Raw genomic sequence first — 19,539 nt, forward strand, 5'->3', positions numbered from 1 at the left:
CTGAAAGTATTAAATAAATATTAAGTCAAAACTATCATATTTTTTAATGAGTAAAAATAAAAGTACAGAATTGTCCCAACGTCTATCAGAAATTATCGTTTACGGTATGCAAGAAAAGAAAGCAAACGAGATCGTTCGTTTGGATTTAAGAGATCTTCACAGTTCTGTTTCTGATTATTTTGTTATTTGTCATGCTGATTCCAACATTCAGGTCAATGCGATAGCAAAAAGTGTCGAAGACGAAGTTTACAAGACATTTGGTCAAGAACCCCAATATAAAGAAGGACAATCCAATGGTGAGTGGTTGATTTTGGATTTTGTGGATGTGGTTGTACATATCTTTAAGACCGAAAAAAGGGCGCATTATGGTATCGAAGAATTATGGGGAGATGCAGAGATTCAGCATTTCCAAAGCGCTTAATTGTCTTCAATAAAAATTTATCAAGAAAATATAATTACGATATAATGAAAAAAATCCCGAGTAGTAAGGTAAGCCCGAAACCGCCGAAATTTAATTTTGTGTGGCTTATGATTGCCATGTTTTTAGGTTTTTTTGCCTTACAGTACGTTTTTGGAGAAAACCCAGCTAAGGAAGTTAGCTATAGCGATTTTGAGACACGCATGTTGAACACAGGCTCTGTAGAGCGCCTTGTCGCTTATAAGAAAAATGATCTTGTAGAGGTTGAGGTGTATCTGAAGAAGGGCTGGAAAGATAATCCTAGTTTTAAGGATGCTGTAAAGACCTCCGATCCTTTACCAAGTTTGTCTGGACAAGAGGACAAAGGACCACAATATATTTTTAAAGATGCTTCTCCCGATGTTTTGGAGAAAAAGTTAGCTGCTTCTCAAGCTGAGTTAGCGCCTGGTACACCGAAGGTACAATTAACGTATGATGATCGTTCTAATCCATGGGCGAGCTGGTTTATTACCTTTATGTTGCCATTATTGGTGTTGGCTGCAATCTGGATTTTCTTGATGCGCCGTATGGGCGGCGGTGCCGGCGGTGGTGGCGGTGCTATCTTCAATATCGGTAAGTCGAAAGCTCAATTATTTGATAAAGAAGCTCAGATTAATATCACATTTAACGACGTGGCGGGGCTTGAAGAGGCGAAGCAGGAAGTGATGGAAATTGTCGATTTCTTGAAAAATCCGCGTAAGTATACAAATCTTGGAGGTAAAATTCCAAAGGGAGCATTGCTTGTAGGGCCTCCAGGAACAGGTAAGACATTGTTAGCAAAAGCTGTCGCTGGTGAGGCTCAAGTGCCATTCTTTTCACTATCGGGATCCGATTTTGTGGAAATGTTTGTGGGTGTAGGTGCATCTCGTGTTCGTGATTTGTTTAAACAAGCTAAAGAGAAAGCGCCTTGTATCATTTTCATTGATGAGATTGACGCAATTGGCCGTGCGCGGGGCAAGAATTCAATGATGGGTGGAAATGACGAGCGTGAAAATACGTTGAATCAATTGTTGGTAGAGATGGATGGTTTTGGCACGGATTCGGGTGTTATTATTTTAGCAGCTACTAACCGTATCGACGTATTGGATACGGCATTGCTGCGTCCGGGACGTTTCGACCGTCAAATTTCTATTGATAAACCAGATTTGATCGGCCGTGAGCAAATTTTTAAAGTGCATCTTAAACCACTGAAATTGTCGGCTGAGGTTGATGCAAAAAAATTATCTGCACAGACTCCTGGTTTTGCAGGAGCAGAAATTGCCAATGTATGTAATGAGGCCGCACTTATTGCTGCCCGCAAAAATAAACCAGAAATTGATATGCAAGATTTTCAGGATGCAGTCGATCGCGTGATCGGTGGTCTTGAGAAAAAGAATAAAATTATCTCTCCGGAAGAGAAACGTATTGTTGCTTATCATGAAGCTGGGCATGCTATTGCTGGCTGGTTTTTGGAACATGCAGATCCATTGGTTAAAGTATCTATTGTGCCGCGCGGTGTGGCTGCTTTGGGATACGCGCAGTATCTTCCCCGAGAGCAGTTTTTATATACGACAGAGCAGCTTATCGATAGCTTATGTATGACCATGGGAGGGCGTGTAGCTGAAGATATTACTTTTGGAAGAATTTCAACTGGTGCTCAAAACGACTTGGAGCGTATTACGCAGCTTTCGTATGCAATGATCGCGATATACGGTATGAATGACAAAGTGGGAAATGTTTCTTTCAGAGACAGCTCGGAGGCATCGTTCCAGAAGCCATATTCTGACAAAACGGCAGAGTTGATTGATGCAGAGGTCCGTAACTTGATCAGTGATGTTTATGCACGTACTAAACAGTTATTGCTGGATAAACGTGAAGGACTGATCAAAATAGCGGAGAAGCTATTGGAAAAGGAAATCCTCTTTCAATCGGATTTGGAAGAGATACTGGGGAAGCGTCCATTTGAAACCAAGACTACTTACGAGGAGTTTGTGAATGGTGCAGATGGTGGTGGTGTACCACAAACTGATTTACCCTTAGATATTCATCCGGATGAAGCGCGATCCAGCGATGGTCCGATTTCAGACAATCCGTTCAATAATTTGAATTAATTTGAATGTTGCAGCGCTAGAATTATCTAGCGCTGCATTTATATATTTGCGCCATGAACGTGAAGAACGCAACTGCGAAGGAGGTAATGTTAAAACGGGTACGTCAGGCATTACTACAAAAAAATGATAATCCCCATCCGAATTTTAAGGAAACTGCTCTTTACCATGATGAAGATGAGTTAGTGGATCTTGTTTTTGTGCGTGAATTGACCGCTGCGGGAGGCAAATTTCTATATTGTGATGGCGAGATTGGTCTGATTGAAAATTTGATTTCATTGACCGAAGTAAATAGCATAAAAAATATCTATGCTTGGGAACAAGGTATTCAAAATTTACTCAGTCCCTACGGTTTTCCCTTTTTGAAAACAGAGAAGGATTTTGAATTGGCAAATGCAAGTATCACCTCCTGTGAGGCTTTAATAGCTCGTAATGGAAGTGTTATGGTGAGTAATGCAAATGCTTCCGGACGGCGGTTGAGTATATATCCCCCCATTCATATTGTTGTTGCCAAGGCTTCGCAATTGGTCTGGGATTTGAAAGATGCTTTAGCTTATATGCAGAAGCGTTACGGTCAGGAGATTCCGACGATGATTTCTACCATTACAGGTCCGTCCAGAACGGCTGATATTGAGAAGAGGTTGGTTTTGGGAGCACATGGGCCAAAAGAACTTTATGTTTTACTTTTAGAGGATCGATTCTAGAAATTATTATGCTATTAACTTATTTAACAGAAACGCCTGTTGCGAGTATTATCTTCTTTTTTACGATTGCCATTAGCGTCTATACTTTTTCACACGAACAACTTTTCGGCAAATTGATGTTGCATCCCTACAGTATTGCACGCAACCGCAATGTCTTTACGATCCTGACAAGTGGTTTTGTGCACAAGGATTGGGGACATCTGCTGTTTAATATACTTACCTTTTACTATTTTGGGTTTGGTTTAGAACGTATACTTGCTGCTGCAAGTCCCTATGGCCATATCTTATTTGCTGTTATTTATGTAGGCAGCTTGATACTGAGCGATATTCCAACCATCGTACAGCATAAAAATAATCCAGGTTACTATAGTTTGGGTGCTTCAGGTGCCATCTGTGCGGTGCTGTTTAGTTATATTCTTTTCGACCCTAAAGTGACCATTGGAGTAATGATGATTATTCCCATGCCAGCTTACTTATTTGCATTTCTGTTTTTAGGTTATTGTGTATGGGCATCCAAAAAGGGGCAGGACGGCATTAATCACGATGCCCATTTTTTTGGTGCGCTGTCTGGACTAATCCTGACGATCATCTGTTTTCCTTGGGTTATCAAACATTGTCTCGCACAGTTCTAAAATTTTCCGTTCCATGTTTCCCGATCTAAATTTCTGTATTGGATTGCTTCAGCGATATGGTGGTTATCAATTGTAGGGCTATTTTCCATATCAGCGATTGTGCGGGCAACCTTTAGTATTCTATCGTATGCTCTTGCGGATAGGCTGAGACGCTCGATTGCAGTTTTGAGCAATTTCCTTCCGGCTTCGTCAATCTGGCATATTTCTCGCGTTAATCGGGTACTCATTTGTGCATTACAATGTACGTCTGGGAAGGATTTAAAACGTTCTTTCTGGATTTCGCGTGTCTGAATGACCCGACGGCGTACCGTGCGGCTATCATCTATAGAACGTGTTGTACTCAATTCATCAAATAGCACGGGGGTGACTTCGATGTGGAGGTCTATACGGTCTAAAAGTGGTCCTGATATTTTGCTTAGATAGCGCTGGACGGTGTTAGTGCCGCAGATGCATTCTTTCTCGGGGTGATTGAAATAACCACAGGGGCAGGGATTCATGGCAGCAATGAGCATAAAACTTGCGGGGTACTCGACGGTAAGTTTAGCTCTTGATATCGTAATTTGACGCGATTCAAGTGGCTGACGCATGACTTCGAGGACGCTCCGTTTGAATTCTGGCAATTCGTCAAGGAATAATACGCCATGGTGGGATAAAGAAATTTCTCCCGGCAATGGATTTGAGCCGCCCCCTACCATGGCCACATCGGATATTGTATGATGTGGAGAACGAAAGGGCCGCGCAGTGACGAGGGAGTCTTTCGCCTTTAGATTTCCAGACACAGAGTGTATTTTGGTCGTTTCCAGCGATTCGGTCATATTGAGCGGGGGAAGGATCGTTGGTAGTCTTTTTGCCAACATGGTTTTTCCTGCTCCTGGTGGACCTATTAAAATAAGGTTATGTCCACCAGATGCTGCGATTTCCAGCGCTCGTTTGATATTCTCCTGTCCTTGTACATCAGAGAAATCGACGTCATAAATGGCCGTATCATCCTGAAAAAATGTTTGTATGTTAACTTTTGTAGGCTCGATTGTTACAGTATGATTGAGAAATTCCACTACTTGGGTCAGATTTTCTACACCAATAACATCGATTTCAGTGACGATAGCTGCCTCTTTTGCATTGGCTTTAGGTAATATTATTCCTTTAAACCCTTCTTTGCGCGCCTGTAATGCAATTGGTAGAACACCACGTATGGGCTTAATACTTCCGTCTAATGATAGCTCGCCTAAAATAAGATAGTCTTCCAGACGGATATTTGTGATTTGGCCGGAAGATGCTAATATGCCTATTGCAATTGATAGGTCGTAACTTGAACCTTCTTTACGAATATCTGCGGGTGCCAAGTTGACAACGATCTTTTGGCGTGGCATGTGAAGTTGACAGGAATTAATGGCACTTTCGATACGTCTTAAGCTTTCTTTAACGGCATTGTCAGGCAGGCCAACGATATAATAATGGAGGCCAGTAGATACGATTACCTCGACGGTAATAGTGCAGGCATTTATCCCATAGACGGCGCTGCAATAGGTTTTATTTAGCATAATTTTCATAATCGACTGATTTAAAGATACTAAAAAATTGAGTAAGTTAATAATTGTCGGGTGAAATATTGATGGAGGATCCAAGATTACCGAAAAAAATGATTATATTGTTAATATAGTTCCTTATTAATAACGGATAAAAAGCATTGTTTGGCAAACGATTTGCTTTGTTAATTGTATTATTAACGAGGACTAGATTCTTCGTAATAGATTTAGAACTTTAAAAGAAAAAGAAATGAATGACACAAGTAAAGTAGCTTTGGCGTTATTAGCCGGTCTTGCCGCGGGTGCAGCTTTGGGAGTTTTATTTGCTCCAGACAAAGGGTCGGATACAAGAGATAAAATTAATGATTCATTAAGCGATTTGAGTGATGCTATTCGGGAAAGAGCAGAGGAGCAATTTGATCAGTTGAATGATTTCAAAGAGAAGATTGTTTCTACGTTAAAAGGGAAGTTAAATCAGGCAGAAGAAGTGCTGGATGATGATATCATCGAACATGCATAGTTCGCAGATTATTCAAAAGAATAATTGGTGTAGAGTACATATTATCAGGCTATTTCGCGAGATAGCTGTTTTTACGATAGCTGCGCGCTCTTCATGGGTATAGAGTAGTGCTGTGTTGCGGTTATAAGATACAGCGTTTTCGTTTTTTTAGTTATGGGCTGAAATAGCCTGAATAAATTTTAGATGCATGGAAGAAGAAAAATTTTCACTAAGTGGTACGTTTCAAAAGACCAAGGAGTATATTGACTCCCAATTTAAACTTGTTAAATTAAAAACAATTGAACGATCATCTCGTTTAATTGCAAGCTTAGTGGTAGATGCAACTAAGCTTATTTTTACTTTATTTGTTCTGTTTTTCTTATGCTTAGCACTAGGTTTTTGGCTCGGAGAGTTATTGGGTAGTTATTCATTAGGTTTTTTGGCAACAGCAGGTATCTTCTTAGTGATCATTATCCTAATCCGCGTTTTTGAGCCTATGCTGGAATCAAAATTTATGGATCTCTCCATTCGACGTTTTTTGGCTAAATGGAACGATGAAATTGAGGAAGAAGAGGAAGAACTGCATAAAGAAAAACTTGATAGAGAAAGGGCTACAAATGAACAATAAACAGACCAAAATACGTAATTTACAGGAACTTAAAGCTGAAATATTGCGCTTAAAGACGTTAAAGAATGAGCAGGAGCTATATCTAAAGGCTCAATTTACATTGCTTAACAATAAAATAGAGGCCCCCATCCGTTTTTTTAATTCCTTAAAAAATAATATCCCGGGTGCGAATATTATACAGCAGATGTTTGCCAAAAGTAATAATCCAGATTCTGATTGGTTAACGAAGATCTTACGTATTGGGGTTCCCTTTGTAATGAACAGATTGTTTCTAAAAAATACAGGTGTTTTTAAAAAAGCAATCATGTTGTTGTTATCGGAACGTGCAGTAGGCCAGATCAATCAAGATAAGATTAGTGGTCTTATTGGAAAGTTTACGAGTTTTATTCGACCTAAGAAGAAGAAGAAAAATAAATTTGCTCAAACGGAAAGTGCTTCTATAAAGGACGAAGTAAATGAGTACGGAATCCCTTCTTATAGCGAAACATATTAATTTGATATTGATTTCCCTATTTGGTTGCTTCTTTTTTCAAAAAGTCAGTATAAGCGAGTTGAATGCCCTCCCGAAGGTCGACTTTGTGCTTCCATCCGAGTGCATGTATCTTTGATACATCCATGAGTTTACGTGGTGTGCCATCCGGTTTGGAACTGTCGAAAGCGATATTACCTGTGTAACCAATTACATCTTTAATCAACTCTGCGAGATCTTTGATGCTTAGATCTTCACCTATACCGATATTGACAAATTGCTTGTCGTTATAATGATTCATTAAAAAAATACAGGCATCTGCCAAGTCATCGGAAAATAGAAATTCCCGTAACGGGCTTCCTGTTCCCCATATAATAACTTCAGCGATCTGATTGATCTTAGCTTCATGGAATCTTCTAATCAACGCCGGTAATACATGTGAGTTTTGCGGATGGTAATTGTCGTTAATTCCGTAAAGATTTGTTGGCATTACGGATATATAATTGCAGCCATATTGATCCCGGAAGGCTTCTGTCATTTTTATACCGGCAATTTTGGCGATTGCGTAAGGCTCATTCGTCGGCTCTAGGGTGCCTGTTAACAACATGTCTTCTTTTAAAGGCTGGGGGGCCATCTTTGGATAGATACAGCTGGATCCTAAGAACATTAACTTTTTAACCTTATTATCGTAGGAAGATTTGATGACGTTATTCTGTATAGCCATATTCTCGTAGATAAAATCTGCGCGATAGGTATTGTTCGCCATAATCCCACCAACCTTAGCGGCAGCGAGAAAAACATAATCAGGTTTTTCTTCGTTGAAAAATTCAGCTACTGCTTGTTGATTGCGCAGATCTAATTGTTGAGATGTCCTGGTCACGATGTTGCTGTATCCAAGTTCTATTAATTTGCGATGTATTGCTGATCCGACCATTCCTCGATGGCCTGCTATGTAAATTTTAGCGCCTTTTTCCACGATAAGTTATTGAGTTCTGCAAACTTAGATAAATTGCTTTTTATATGCAATATAAATCGCCCGTATGAAAGTGATTTATTGATTGCTCTTTCTTTAGTCTATTGGCTTCATGATTTTTGGCCAATCAATGGTATGTTTCCTAGGATAAGATTTATTTTTTTAAGCGGGAATATAAGGTTATTTTTGCGGGATATTTATTGAAAATGGGAAAGGACAAACTACGTAAATTTGCTGAAGTTGCTACTTTTGAAAATGTAATCCAACTTGACGCAGGCAAAGAATATAAAGGGAAATGGGCAGAGAAACAATTTGGAAATAATAATCCAGTTGTTTTGGAACTTGCTTGTGGCAAAGGAGAATATACTGTTAATCTTGCGCGACTGTTTCCGGAGAAAAATTTCATTGGTATTGATTTTAAGGGTAATCGTATTTGGCGTGGTGCTAAAACAGCTTTGGAGGATGGCATTCGGAATGTTGCTTTTCTTCGGATACAGATTGAAACAATCCTTGAATATTTTGCCGAAAATGAAGTTGATGAAATTTGGATTACCTTTCCGGATCCTCAGCCTCAGGATAGCAGAGAGAAAAAGCGGCTGACAGGCCCAAAGTTTTTGGAGCGTTATAAATTCATTATGAAACCTGATGGGATGATGAATCTGAAGACAGACAACGACGGCTTTTATGCGTATACGCTGGAGCAGATCGATTTACAGAAGCTAAAAAAATATAAAGAGACTACCGATCTTTACCATTCGGATTTAGTGGATAATGTTTTATCAATCAAAACTTACTATGAAAAAAAGTATTTAGCTGATGATAAGAATATAAATTATGTGAAATGGAGTTTCGAAAAAAGCTAATGAACGAATTTATTACAAAATAGAAAGTCCAAACGAAAGTTTGGGCTTTTTTTGTTTGGTGGCGATATTACTTATTGCTATGTTTTTGGTTGTCAATTGATTTATAGGGCTTTTTGAAGGCCCTTTTTTTGTTTGATCGCAACTTAAATAATTTCGATTTATTTCGTTTTGTAAATATTATTAATTATTTTCGATTTGAAAATTAAGAATAACCAACGAAATATCGTGTCAAAGCAAGTCTAATGCATGATAAGACCTTCAAAGTGGATCTCAAAGCCTTTTAATTACAATTGAAACCATAATAGTGTGATGAAAAGAAATGCTATTCGAAATGATTGTTAACAAAAAGAAAACATTAAGTTAAAGCAAACTTTTTGTTAGGGATATATTTTTGTGCCAAATTGAAAATTAACAATTTACACCAATAACTATGTTTAGTATTAACCCTATCCAAATTAATCTGCGGCACGCCTCCTCGAAAGTGCTATTTGCGGCTTTAGCAATTGCGTGCAATATGGATGTAGCTGAGGCGATGGTTCCATTAAAACGAGGCCATAGCGTTTTTCATGATTTTAATCAGGGGAAGATTAAGATTAAAGGAAAAGTTGTCGATAATCAAACGAAGGAGCCTCTGGCATCTGTGTCGATACTTGCAGGTGGAGTGACGAAGGGGTCTACGGATCGTTACGGAAATTTCGAGGTAGATATTGAAGTAGGGGGAAAGATCCGTTTTCAGATGATCGGTTATGAAGCTCAAACGCGAACTTACGAGGCAGCTCAAGGAAATATCCATATTGGTTTAAACCCAACATCTGAAGCACTTGATGAGGTTGTGGTCACTGCTTTGGGGATTAAACGTGAAGAAAGAGCCTTGGGATACTCAGCAACAGTACTAAAAGGCGATGACTTGACAGGAGCGCTTTCTAACAATTGGATGGATGCATTGTCAGGTAAAGTAGCAGGTGTTAATCTAATGCGATCTAATGCAGGACCAGTAGGTTCGACAAAAATTATCTTGCGTGGGGAAGCAAATCTAAATGGTGATGCGGGAGCGTTAATTGTTGTAGATGGAATTGTGATAAATGGGGGAAGTGGTAGACGTGTAGGAGGATCTTCGGGCTCTGTTTATGGTACAGGTTCAGATAACATGCCCGCCGACTACGGGTCAGGTATGGATGACATAAATCCGGAAGATATTGAAAATATTACCGTTCTGAAAGGTCCGGGCGCTGCGGCACTTTACGGTCAGCGTGGGGCGAATGGAGCAATTATTATAACTACGAAGGCTGGAAAAAAGGGAAAGGGATTAGGTATAACTCTTAATAGTAATACAGCATTTGAATCGGTCAATCGCTGGCCAGATTTTCAGTATGAATATGGGCAAGGTACTGGGGGAGCTAATTATTATTCCTTCGGAAGTTCAGCTGATGGAAATAGTACGGGTGGGACTAGCTCCGCTTATGGTCCAAAATTTGATGGGCAATATTTTTTTCAGTATGATCCGCTAACGCAAGCTCAGGGTACCGAACGTACGTTATGGCAACCCTATTCAAATAGTAAACAGTTCTTCCAAACAGGAAGAACATTTACAAATTCCCTAACAATAGACGGAGGTTCGGAAAAAACATCTGCACGGTTTTCTTATACTGATGTTCGAAATAAATGGATCACTCCAAATACGGGTTTCGATAAGACTGCATTCGCACTATCGGCAACTTCAAAAATTTCAGACAAGTTAACCATAAATGCAAAGATTAATTACAATAGACGGTGGTCTGATAATTTGCCTGGAGCTGGATATGGCAATCAATCACTGATGTATTGGTTTATTTTTTGGCAACCTAATGCTGACTATAACTGGCTGCGCAATTATTGGAAGCAGGGATTGGAAGATAAAGCCATCCAATATCCATTTAGTTCATATCCTGAAAATCCATTTGCAATATCTCATGAGTTTATTAACAGGAATGATCGTAATACATTTACGGGTAATGCATCGGCCAACTATCAATTTAACAAAGAGCTCAGTTTAATGGTGCGTTCATCATTAGACTTCTTTGTTGAAGATCGTGCGCAAGAAAGACCGTATGATTCTGGGACGAAGCTGCCTGAAGGTAGTTATCGTTCGCAATCTTTGTTCTCAAAGGAAACAGTATTGGACTTTCTATTAAAGTATGAAAAGGATCTAAAAAGAGATATTAAATTCTCAGCAACACTTGGCGGGAGTACACTACACAATCATTATAAAAGGGAGGCATATACTGCAGATGGCCTGACCTACCCAGGGGTATATAATTTGGCCAATAGCAAATATGGCGTGATATCCGATCAAAAGTTTTATAAGTTTGTAACCAATAGTGCGTATGGAATGGTCACAGCTTCTTATAAGAATTTTCTTTACTTAGATGCGACTGGACGGATGGATTGGAATAGTACTATGGCTACACCAGTTAACCCGCAAAAAAAATTGGGATTAATCTATCCTGCATTAAATGGTAGTTTTATTCTTTCTGAGGTTGTGAAATTGCCCAAAGTCATTAATTATGCAAAATTGAGAATTTCAGTTGCTGAAGTTGGAAACGGCGGTCAAGATCCTTATATGCTACAGCAATTGTATGAACGAGGTAATGGATTATTACCTGGTTCTGTTACCGCTTCAAGTCTATTGAAGAATCCCAATTTACAACCATTAAAAACGAGGTCTTATGAGGTTGGGACTGAGGCAAAGCTTTTCAAGAATAAATTAAACTTTGATCTAGCATTATATAGTTCCAAAACCTTTAATCAGCAACTAAATCGTTCATTAGATCCGTCATCCGGTTACAGGACGTTTAAGACTAATATGGGGGCGGTTCGAAATCAAGGTATTGAAGTGTCGGTGAATACAAATCAGATTAATCAAAAAGATGGTTTCAGGTGGTCGAGTTTAGTTACCTATACAGCGAACCAAAACAAAATAGTTGATTTACCGGATTCGTCATTGGTATTACAATATCGGTCTGTAGGTTCAGGGCAGATCGTTGCAAAGCAAGGTGGAAGTATGGGAGATCTTTATGGGATAGGCTACGAGAGAGCTCCCGATGGTCAGGTTATCTACGATCAATCGACGGGATATGCCAAATTAACGAGTAATATTATTTATTTAGGTAACACACTACCTAAAGGTAAAATTAGTTTTGGTAATACTTTTGGCTATAAAAACTTCAATTTAAATGTTCTTTTTGACACCCAATGGGGGGGCGTGGGACATTCACTTACCCACTACAAATTAGCAGAACAGGGTAAAACCAAGAATACATTGCCAGGTCGTTATAGTGGGATAATTGGCAATGGTGTTATTGATAACGGCGATGGAACATATCGAAAAAATGATGTTATTGCGACTAATATTGATGAGTATTATCGATCTCATTTTGGGCAGGATAATGCAGAAGGAAGTACCTATCCAACTGACTTTATTAAATTCAGAGAAGCGAGGCTAGATTATTCTTTCAACAAGAAAATTATATCAAAATATGGCTTACAGCGCGTGACAGTAGGATTGTATGGTCGCAACTTATTTATATGGTCTAAGTGGCCCGCTTTTGATCCTGAATTTGGAACCTTAGATAATGGGGATATCGTCAAAGGATTTGAGATTGCTCAATTTCCTTCCACCAGAACTTATGGTTTTAACCTAATTGTTAGTTTTTAACATCTTATAGTCATGAAGAATTTTAAAATAATATTAATTGCAATTCTTGTAGTAGGATTAATGCAATCCTGTACAAAGAATTTCATAGAGACCAATACGAACCCGAATGAAACAGAAAATGCTTATCCTTACCAATTTATGGCAAGCGCATTTATTAATTCGGTTTCTGCAAATATGAGCAGAAATAGGTCATTTAACAACGAATTAATGCAAGTTACTGTTTCAATTGGGGATGGGGATGGAAAAGTATTTCGCTATGACTTTAGAAGGAGTTGGGCAGACTACATCTGGGGTGCACATTATTCGGAGATTACAAACTTCAAGGAAATGTATAAAAAGGCGATGGAGCCGGTCACTTTCAATAGATCTTATCAGGCTATCGCCATTATTGGTCAAGTATGGCTTTATTCTATTTTGACAGATATGTATGGGGATATCCCTTATTCGCAGTCTAACTTGGCGGGAGATTCACTGATAGTAGAACCGAAATTTGACAAACAAGAAGATATTTATTTTGATATGTTGCAAAGGTTGGACTCTGCAAATACGTTACTTCAAATAAAGGCGACTACCGAAACAATTGATGCGACTAATGACCCAATTTATAGAGGTGATTTGGTTAAATGGAGGAAGTTTAATAACTCTTTGTTTTTAAGGTTGTTATTGCGTGTCGCTGATAAAAAAAGCCTTCATCAGGATTATGTGTTGGACAAAATTAAAACAATTCTTTCGACTGAAAAAGATCGTTATCCCATCATGGCTAGCAATGATGACTCTGCAATTTTACGATGGACAAACGATGGAGCATATGTCTCGCCTTTCAAGTCAACCCGCGCACAGGATTTTAGAGCAGTTGCGTTGTGCTCTTTTTTCTTAGATTATTTAAGGGATACAAACGATCCTCGTATTGATATTCCAACCTATGGAACAGCAGGAATTAATCGAATGGGAATTGCTCCTGTCTCAGGCAATTATGTGGGTGTTCCTAGTGGATATGCAGCTGGATCAGAAGATTATTCTAAAATGTCGTATTTCTATTCTTTTGATCAAAATAATGGTGTTAATAGTTTACAGACGGAGCCAATAACTGGTATGATCATGCCTTTTGCTGAATTGCAATTTATCAAAGCAGAAGCGGTATTAAAGGGATGGATTGAAGGAAATATAGAAGATCATTTTTACAGTGGAGTTGAAAATAATATAAAATTATGGATACCAAGTTGGACAGTAACTGCGAAAGAGCATTTAGAGAAATCAGATAGAGAATGGAAAGATAACGTACCGTTTGCTGAAAAGATGGAGCAAATCCATTTTCAAAAATACCAAGCATTATTTATGGCTGATATGCAACAGTGGTATGAATATCGCAGAACAGGACATCCTATATTGCCAAAAGGTAAGGGGTTACAAAATAATGGAGAAATGCCAGCACGGATGTATTATCCAGTGATTGTGCAATCGGCTAATCCGACGAATTATAAACTTGCTGTCCAGCAACAAGGACCAGACGAAATTAATACCAAAGTTTGGTGGCAAAAACCTTAATTAAGAAGACATGACAAAGCATATATTTTTTTTAATAATAGTAGTTTTTGGAGTATTCAGCTTCAATTCCTGTAAAAAAGACAGTCCTAGTTACCCTGGAGGTGAAGTTAGTGCTTACATTGGGATTTATGACGTGCGTACACTATTCAAAGGAACTCCAATTGAGTTGAATTTAGAGACTCTGGGTGGATCTTCAAAAATAACAGGGATTGTTACTTCAGATCATAGCGCAGGTAATTTACCGCATGGTGTGTTAGTGATTCAGGATCGTAGGAGGTTGGATTTATTGCGCGGAATTTCAATCCAAATGGGAGAAAAAGCCAGCGAGTATTCTCCAGGCGATTCTATTGTAGTAGATTTGATAGGAGGAAAATTGCAGCGGTTAAATGGAATATTGCAGATAACAGGTATTTCCAGTAACAAAATTGAAAAAATTTCTGATGGAAATCGCTATCAGGCGCTCCGCGTTACCGCTGATCAAATTTTGAAAGAGCCAACAAAATATGAAAGTACTTTAATTGTTCTTGTCAAGGGGGGATTTAGTTATACCCCAAGGGAAGGTCAAATACTTTCTGGTGATCAAAAAATAAATGACGGTTTCGGTTTTATTACGGTAAGAACTAATCCCGAATCTGAATTGGCGAATTTGCCTCAATATAAAATGGCGAACTATCTGGGAATATTATTTAACGAGGCATCAGGAGATAGTCTTATTCCTTATCAGTCCCTTAGAACAAAGTCTGATCTTGTACAGATTAGGTCGGAATACAAAACACCTAAGGTGGTTGTAACGGGGCTTCTGAATGATCCTAGCGGCTCAACAGATGCAAACTATGAGTATATGCAGTTTTTAGCAACGGAGGATATTGATTTTTCCAAAACACCGTTCAGTGTTGTTACAACAAATAATGCAAATGCATCAACTCCTACCGGTATACCAATTAACGGTTGGGCCACAGGTGGCTTAAGAACTTACAAAATTAATCTGATAGTTGGTTCTGTAAAAAAAGGACAGTTTTTCTATGTAGGCGGCACAAATAAGTTAATTGCTGGTGAGAAATCTACGAGTATATCCGACGCACATTGGGTTGCCAATTACGATTATGCTAACAAAGCGGGATATGACTTTGGAACGAAAACTGGCAATTTACTCGCAAACAGCGGAAATGCTTTTGGAGTAGCTGTTTTTTCAACAATTCAAGTAACAGCTACAACTATTCCAGAGGATTTGGTATTTGTGAGTACAGGAGGCTCTCTAGTAAGTGCCAATGCTGGGTATCGTATCGCTAACACTGATTTTTATGATATTGTTAATCCGGTTACCTTAACTAATCAGCCATTCTATAGAAATGGAGATAATACCAAGGCATTTGTGTACGCATCTCCGTCGGCGGATACCTTTATCCAATTTAATGGGGAATTTAATATGACACTAGGAAGGTGGACAAAATCCCGCGTGCAAAATAATGTTTTGTTAACAAAAGAGTCTAAACTACAGGAAGTTGAAAATGAGTGGTCGACGAAGCTAGTTGAATAATTCGATTTGTAATAAATACATTTAAAGCCGTTAATAGTTATTGTTAGCGGCTTTCTTATCATCAGCTACTATCTCAACTCACCGAAAAAATCGTTATCTTCATTATATAACTATAAACGAAGACTTATGAACTTAATAGATTTAGTTACAGGTGGAGTAGGCTCTAAAGCGATAGAGACTATTTCAAAAATTACTGGTGTCAGTGAATCTAAAGCAAAATGGATTGTAGCGGCAGCAGTTCCCTTGATGATTGCAGCACTGAATTACAACGCGAAAAACAAAGGGCAGGCAGAAAATATTGATAAGGCTATTGATCAGCATAGCAATAGCGGGATACTCGATAAAATTGGCGATCTATTTGGACAAGGAGGAGCGGAGCAGAATGGTTCTGAAGATGGCAATAAAATTGTTAACCATATGTTTGGTCAAAATACCGAAGTAGTAACCCAGAATATTGCGGATAAAGCAGGCTTGAGTTCCTCACAGGTAACAGGGGTACTGGCCACGCTGGCTCCTATCGTAATGGGATATTTAGGGCAACAAAAGCAGGCTTCAAGTGGCGGTGGTATTGGCGATCTGATAGGTTCTGTGCTAGGAGGTGGAACACAACAAAATGTAGGTGGCGGTATGTTGGGTGGTATATTAGGCTCTTTTTTAGGCGGTAGCCAAGAAGAACAAGCGCAAGCAACTGAGCAACCGGCATCGGGAGGTAGTGTTACCGACATGTTGGGTGGATTGGCAGGCAGTTTTTTTGATAAAAATAACAATGGGCAGGCAAAGGGCAATATTCTTGATTCAATCGCCGGTATGTTTGGCAAGTAAACTTTGTTAGGCTATTATTTTTCTTGATAAAAAGCTAGTATGGGATTAAGCTAAGATGGTACAGATCCTAAACAGGAAGCGGTCGGAAGTTCTGCACTTCCGACCGCTTCCTGTTTGTTCAATTTGTATTAATCTTCGGCCGATACTTTCGGTGGAAAATTTTTATGTTTTCTTTTGCTGATTTTGTCAATATTGACGGGTTGAGGTACCTTGACATAATATCCTGTTCCGTCATATTCACGTTTATTGGGATTTTCCTTACATGCTGGCGAACAGCATCCATCCATCTCCCAGCCGCACTCATCACATTGTGTGAAATGTTCATTACAAGTTGGGTTGGCGCAGTTGATCATTTTGGTGGTTTGCTTGCCACAGTTAAAACAAGTTGATACCACGGATGGGTTGACAGAATTTACATCGACAGTAACACGATTGTCAAAGACGTAGCATTGACCTTCAAAATCTTCACCACCTGCTTCCTTTCCGTATTTGATAATGCCGCCATGTAATTGATAAACATCCTCGAAGCCTTCTTTTAACAAGAGAGCAGATGCCTTCTCACATTTGATACCGCCTGTGCAGTACGTTAATATTTTTTTTCCTTTATATTGTTCGAGCTCTTTGATTTTCTCCGGAAACTCGCGGAAATTGTCAATATCTAGGGTAACAGCATTTTTAAAATGACCAACATTGTGCTCGTAATTTGAGCGTACATCCAATACAACCACATCCTCTTGGTCTTTCATGGCCAAGAAATCCTTCGGTTCAAGGTGCACACCGGTTTGGCGGTTGGGGTCAATTTCTTTTGGATCACGCAAACCAGAGTGAACGATTTCGGCTTTGTAGCGGCAATGCATTTTAATGAATGATGGTTCATCTACATCGTCAATTTTGAACTCTGTTTTATTGAAACGACCATCGGCATAAATGGCATCCATATAGCTTTTACATGCTTCTACAGTACCCGAAACAGTTCCATTAAGACCTTCATCAGCTACAATGATACGGCCGACTAAGTCCAGTGATTTACAAAATTCTAAGTGATCTGATGCGAATTTTTCGGCATCCTCAATAGGGCTGTAACAATAGTACAGCAAAGTTTGATATTGTGTCATGATATTCATTGATACCGCTGCAAACGGCGTTTAATGCTAAAAATAAATTTAGTGCAAAGCTACAGAAAATAATAAGTGGAATAAAATGACCCTCGTCACCTTTTCTTCAAAGGTTCGAGGAGGTATTCCAAGCCATTAAGCTTTATTTCATAGAGTGTCGCTAGCTGCTGGCCTAGTTTTCCCTTTGGAAAGCCTTTTTGGTTATACCACACAAGATAAGGCTCAGGAAGATTACATAAGGTGTATCCCTGGTATTTGCCAAACGGCATCTTGACTGTAACAAGCTCGGTTAAAATTTCAGGATTTAACATTAGTCTTGAGGTTTTCCATAATTAAGACGGTGCCATATGGCTTTAAGTGCAATAATCCCATGGTTGAATAGATTAGGAATAGCCCCATAATAGTGTTTGAAAATAGCAAAACGCTCTTTTAAAGATTCCTTATGTTTTTGCTTTGACATTCCACCAACAAGATAGCGGGCCACATATTGCTGTGCATTAACTGATTTTTTTGACTTTTTGGCACAGCGAATAACCCAGTCAATATCGGCGCATAATTTATAATTGAGATCGTATGGCTCGGCGATTTCCCGCTTGATGTAGATCGCCTGATGACAGATATTCATGCCGTAGCGAAAGCTTTTCCAGTCGAAATGAGCCGGAACCTTGTGCCTCCGTTCACCAACAATATTTCGATGTTCGTCTACAAGTATAGTTTCGCCATAAAGAATATCGGCGTTGTCACTCAGTTTAGCAAGGTTCTCAATGCTGTTGAGATCATATATTTCATCACCGGAATTTAGAAAAAGAACATAATCACCTGTTGCTAGGGCCAACCCTTTATTCATCGCATCATAGATGCCCTTATCTTTCTCGGATAACACGACAGAAATCTGATTGCTATATTTTTGGATGACATCTAATGTACCATCGGTTGATTGTCCGTCTATGACAATATACTCTATATTGTCATAGCTTTGATTAACAACAGATTTAAGGGTGTATTCTATGTCACGCACATTGTTGTAAACGACAGTTATAATCGAAAATTTAGGATGAGCAGACATGTTTCTTTATGTATTGAATGTGTTTATTTTCTTTTTAAAGAATCGGATGGCACGGTTGAACAATGATCCTTTGCGATGTGCATAAAAATGCTTGATGGCTTCGTAAGCTTGTTTGTTTTCTGAAATTTCCGTTGGAAAATACGCTACAGGATGTTCAGCTAGTGCAACCTGATAAGTTGATTCAGAAGCTGTATGTGTGCCCGAACCGTCGTTCCCAATATTCTGGGTCATCGAATTCCTAGGATACAAAACTAACCCATTTTTTCTGAATATGGAAGCATACCAGCGGATCGCCCAAGAGTTGATCTTTCCCGCCTTCAATTCCCGTACTTGTTTCCAAAAATTTTCTTTACCCTCTATACTAAACTGATGGATCTGCGCTGCTGTAAAATCCGATACAATTTCATCAATGTTTGGGTTGAAATATTTCCAGGCGCGATCCCAGGTTGCCCAACCCCAACTGTTTGCTACTCGGAAAAAGAACGTCTCTGGCAGCTTATTTAAATCCTTTACCGGATAACTGTAGCCACTGATTTCCATGACCTGTTCTTGATCTTTATACCGCTCCAATGCTTTGTTAAAATAATCCAGGGCAAAAACTGAAGTTTCTAGATCGTCTTCTAAGACAATAATCTTTCCATGTGCATGGACCACTTTTGTAACACCATCGATCACATTGGCTGCCAAACCCCAATTTTCTGTCCGTTCTACAACAATAACCTCTTTAAAGTTCCATTGCTTATTGATAATCTTTCGTACTTCAGTAACTGCCTGAACAGATTTTTCGTTTTTTGCAGCATCCGAATAGATGTATAGCGTGGTCTGGTCTGCTAGTTTATTATTTTCTAAAGCTGAGAGTGTCCTTATTGTATGATCAGGACGATTGTACACAAAAAGTATGACTGGAGCAATATTGTTCATT

18 protein-coding genes are annotated in these 19,539 nt (G+C 39.0%); 12 read left to right on the forward strand and 6 right to left on the reverse strand.

What is annotated here, in order from left to right:
• Positions 1 to 46 precede the first annotated feature (46 nt).
• Genes rsfS through QE382_RS02660 form a run of 4 tightly spaced genes read left to right on the forward strand, consistent with a single transcriptional unit; the run spans position 47 to position 3,880 of the window.
• Complete coding sequence (rsfS, locus tag QE382_RS02645) at positions 47 to 421, forward strand: ribosome silencing factor (RefSeq protein WP_293937979.1); 375 nt, start codon at positions 47 to 49, stop codon at positions 419 to 421.
• Between the two features lie 44 nt (positions 422 to 465).
• Positions 466 to 2,547: an ATP-dependent zinc metalloprotease FtsH gene (ftsH, locus tag QE382_RS02650; RefSeq protein WP_307184570.1), complete on the forward strand. Its 2,082-nt coding sequence runs from the start codon at positions 466 to 468 to the stop codon at positions 2,545 to 2,547.
• Between the two features lie 53 nt (positions 2,548 to 2,600).
• Entirely contained in the window at positions 2,601 to 3,248 is a 648-nt protein-coding gene (locus tag QE382_RS02655) for a LutC/YkgG family protein (protein ID WP_293885165.1), read from the forward strand.
• Between the two features lie 8 nt (positions 3,249 to 3,256).
• Positions 3,257 to 3,880, forward strand: a complete 624-nt coding sequence (locus tag QE382_RS02660; RefSeq protein WP_307184571.1) for a rhomboid family intramembrane serine protease — start codon at positions 3,257 to 3,259, stop codon at positions 3,878 to 3,880.
• On the opposite strand, the gene QE382_RS02665 is transcribed toward QE382_RS02660, so the two are convergent.
• Entirely contained in the window at positions 3,877 to 5,421 is a 1,545-nt protein-coding gene (locus QE382_RS02665) for a YifB family Mg chelatase-like AAA ATPase (RefSeq protein WP_307188008.1), read from the reverse strand. The two genes, QE382_RS02660 and QE382_RS02665, sit on opposite strands and share 4 nt — an antisense overlap.
• A 235-nt stretch (positions 5,422 to 5,656) precedes the next feature.
• Between QE382_RS02665 and QE382_RS02670 the strand changes: the two genes are divergently transcribed.
• The 3 genes from QE382_RS02670 to QE382_RS02680 all read left to right on the forward strand — a co-directional run bounded on the left by QE382_RS02670 (position 5,657) and on the right by QE382_RS02680 (position 7,026).
• Complete coding sequence (locus tag QE382_RS02670) at positions 5,657 to 5,926, forward strand: YtxH domain-containing protein (RefSeq protein ID WP_070561440.1); 270 nt, start codon at positions 5,657 to 5,659, stop codon at positions 5,924 to 5,926.
• A gap of 187 nt (positions 5,927 to 6,113) precedes the next feature.
• The gene (locus tag QE382_RS02675; protein ID WP_070561438.1) at positions 6,114 to 6,533 is read left to right on the forward strand and encodes a hypothetical protein; all 420 of its coding nucleotides are present in this window, start codon (positions 6,114 to 6,116) and stop codon (positions 6,531 to 6,533) included.
• Entirely contained in the window at positions 6,523 to 7,026 is a 504-nt protein-coding gene (locus tag QE382_RS02680) for a hypothetical protein (RefSeq protein WP_307184572.1), read from the forward strand. Before QE382_RS02675 ends, QE382_RS02680 begins: the two co-directional genes overlap by 11 nt.
• Positions 7,027 to 7,042: 16 nt before the next feature.
• Here QE382_RS02680 and fcl read toward each other — a convergent pair whose 3' ends face one another.
• A complete protein-coding gene (gene fcl / locus QE382_RS02685) occupies positions 7,043 to 7,978 on the reverse strand; it encodes a GDP-L-fucose synthase (RefSeq protein WP_307184573.1) in 936 nt (311 codons plus the stop codon).
• 203 nt (positions 7,979 to 8,181) lie between these two features.
• Between fcl and trmB the strand changes: the two genes are divergently transcribed.
• The 5 genes from trmB (at position 8,182) to QE382_RS02710 (ending at position 16,436) form a co-directional block, all read left to right on the forward strand.
• Complete coding sequence (gene trmB, locus QE382_RS02690; protein WP_307184574.1) at positions 8,182 to 8,838, forward strand: tRNA (guanosine(46)-N7)-methyltransferase TrmB; 657 nt, start codon at positions 8,182 to 8,184, stop codon at positions 8,836 to 8,838.
• 430 nt (positions 8,839 to 9,268) lie between these two features.
• Entirely contained in the window at positions 9,269 to 12,532 is a 3,264-nt protein-coding gene (locus QE382_RS02695) for a SusC/RagA family TonB-linked outer membrane protein (protein WP_307184575.1), read from the forward strand.
• 12 nt (positions 12,533 to 12,544) lie between these two features.
• Positions 12,545 to 14,077 (forward strand): SusD/RagB family nutrient-binding outer membrane lipoprotein, encoded by a 1,533-nt coding sequence (locus QE382_RS02700; protein ID WP_307184576.1) that lies wholly within the window; start codon positions 12,545 to 12,547, stop codon positions 14,075 to 14,077.
• Positions 14,078 to 14,087: 10 nt separating this feature from the next.
• Complete coding sequence (locus tag QE382_RS02705; RefSeq protein WP_307184577.1) at positions 14,088 to 15,614, forward strand: DUF5689 domain-containing protein; 1,527 nt, start codon at positions 14,088 to 14,090, stop codon at positions 15,612 to 15,614.
• Between the two features lie 126 nt (positions 15,615 to 15,740).
• Positions 15,741 to 16,436, forward strand: coding sequence for a DUF937 domain-containing protein (locus QE382_RS02710; RefSeq protein ID WP_307184578.1), 696 nt, complete (start codon positions 15,741 to 15,743; stop codon positions 16,434 to 16,436).
• 128 nt (positions 16,437 to 16,564) lie between these two features.
• Here the strand turns inward: QE382_RS02710 and trhO are convergent, their stop codons facing one another.
• The 4 genes from trhO to QE382_RS02730 form a co-directional block, all read right to left on the reverse strand.
• Positions 16,565 to 17,551, reverse strand: coding sequence for an oxygen-dependent tRNA uridine(34) hydroxylase TrhO (gene trhO, locus QE382_RS02715; RefSeq protein ID WP_307184579.1), 987 nt, complete (start codon positions 17,549 to 17,551; stop codon positions 16,565 to 16,567).
• A 95-nt stretch (positions 17,552 to 17,646) separates the two neighbouring features.
• Positions 17,647 to 17,862, reverse strand: a complete 216-nt coding sequence (locus QE382_RS02720) for a DUF3820 family protein (protein WP_046673143.1) — start codon at positions 17,860 to 17,862, stop codon at positions 17,647 to 17,649.
• Complete coding sequence (locus QE382_RS02725; protein WP_307184580.1) at positions 17,862 to 18,617, reverse strand: glycosyltransferase family 2 protein; 756 nt, start codon at positions 18,615 to 18,617, stop codon at positions 17,862 to 17,864. Before QE382_RS02725 ends, QE382_RS02720 begins: the two co-directional genes overlap by 1 nt.
• A 6-nt stretch (positions 18,618 to 18,623) precedes the next feature.
• Positions 18,624 to 19,538, reverse strand: a complete 915-nt coding sequence (locus QE382_RS02730; RefSeq protein ID WP_307184581.1) for a glycosyltransferase — start codon at positions 19,536 to 19,538, stop codon at positions 18,624 to 18,626.
• Position 19,539 lies beyond the last annotated feature (1 nt).

Origin of the sequence: Sphingobacterium zeae (assembly GCF_030818895.1) — a bacterium.
Classification (GTDB): Bacteria; Bacteroidota; Bacteroidia; order Sphingobacteriales; family Sphingobacteriaceae; genus Sphingobacterium; species Sphingobacterium zeae.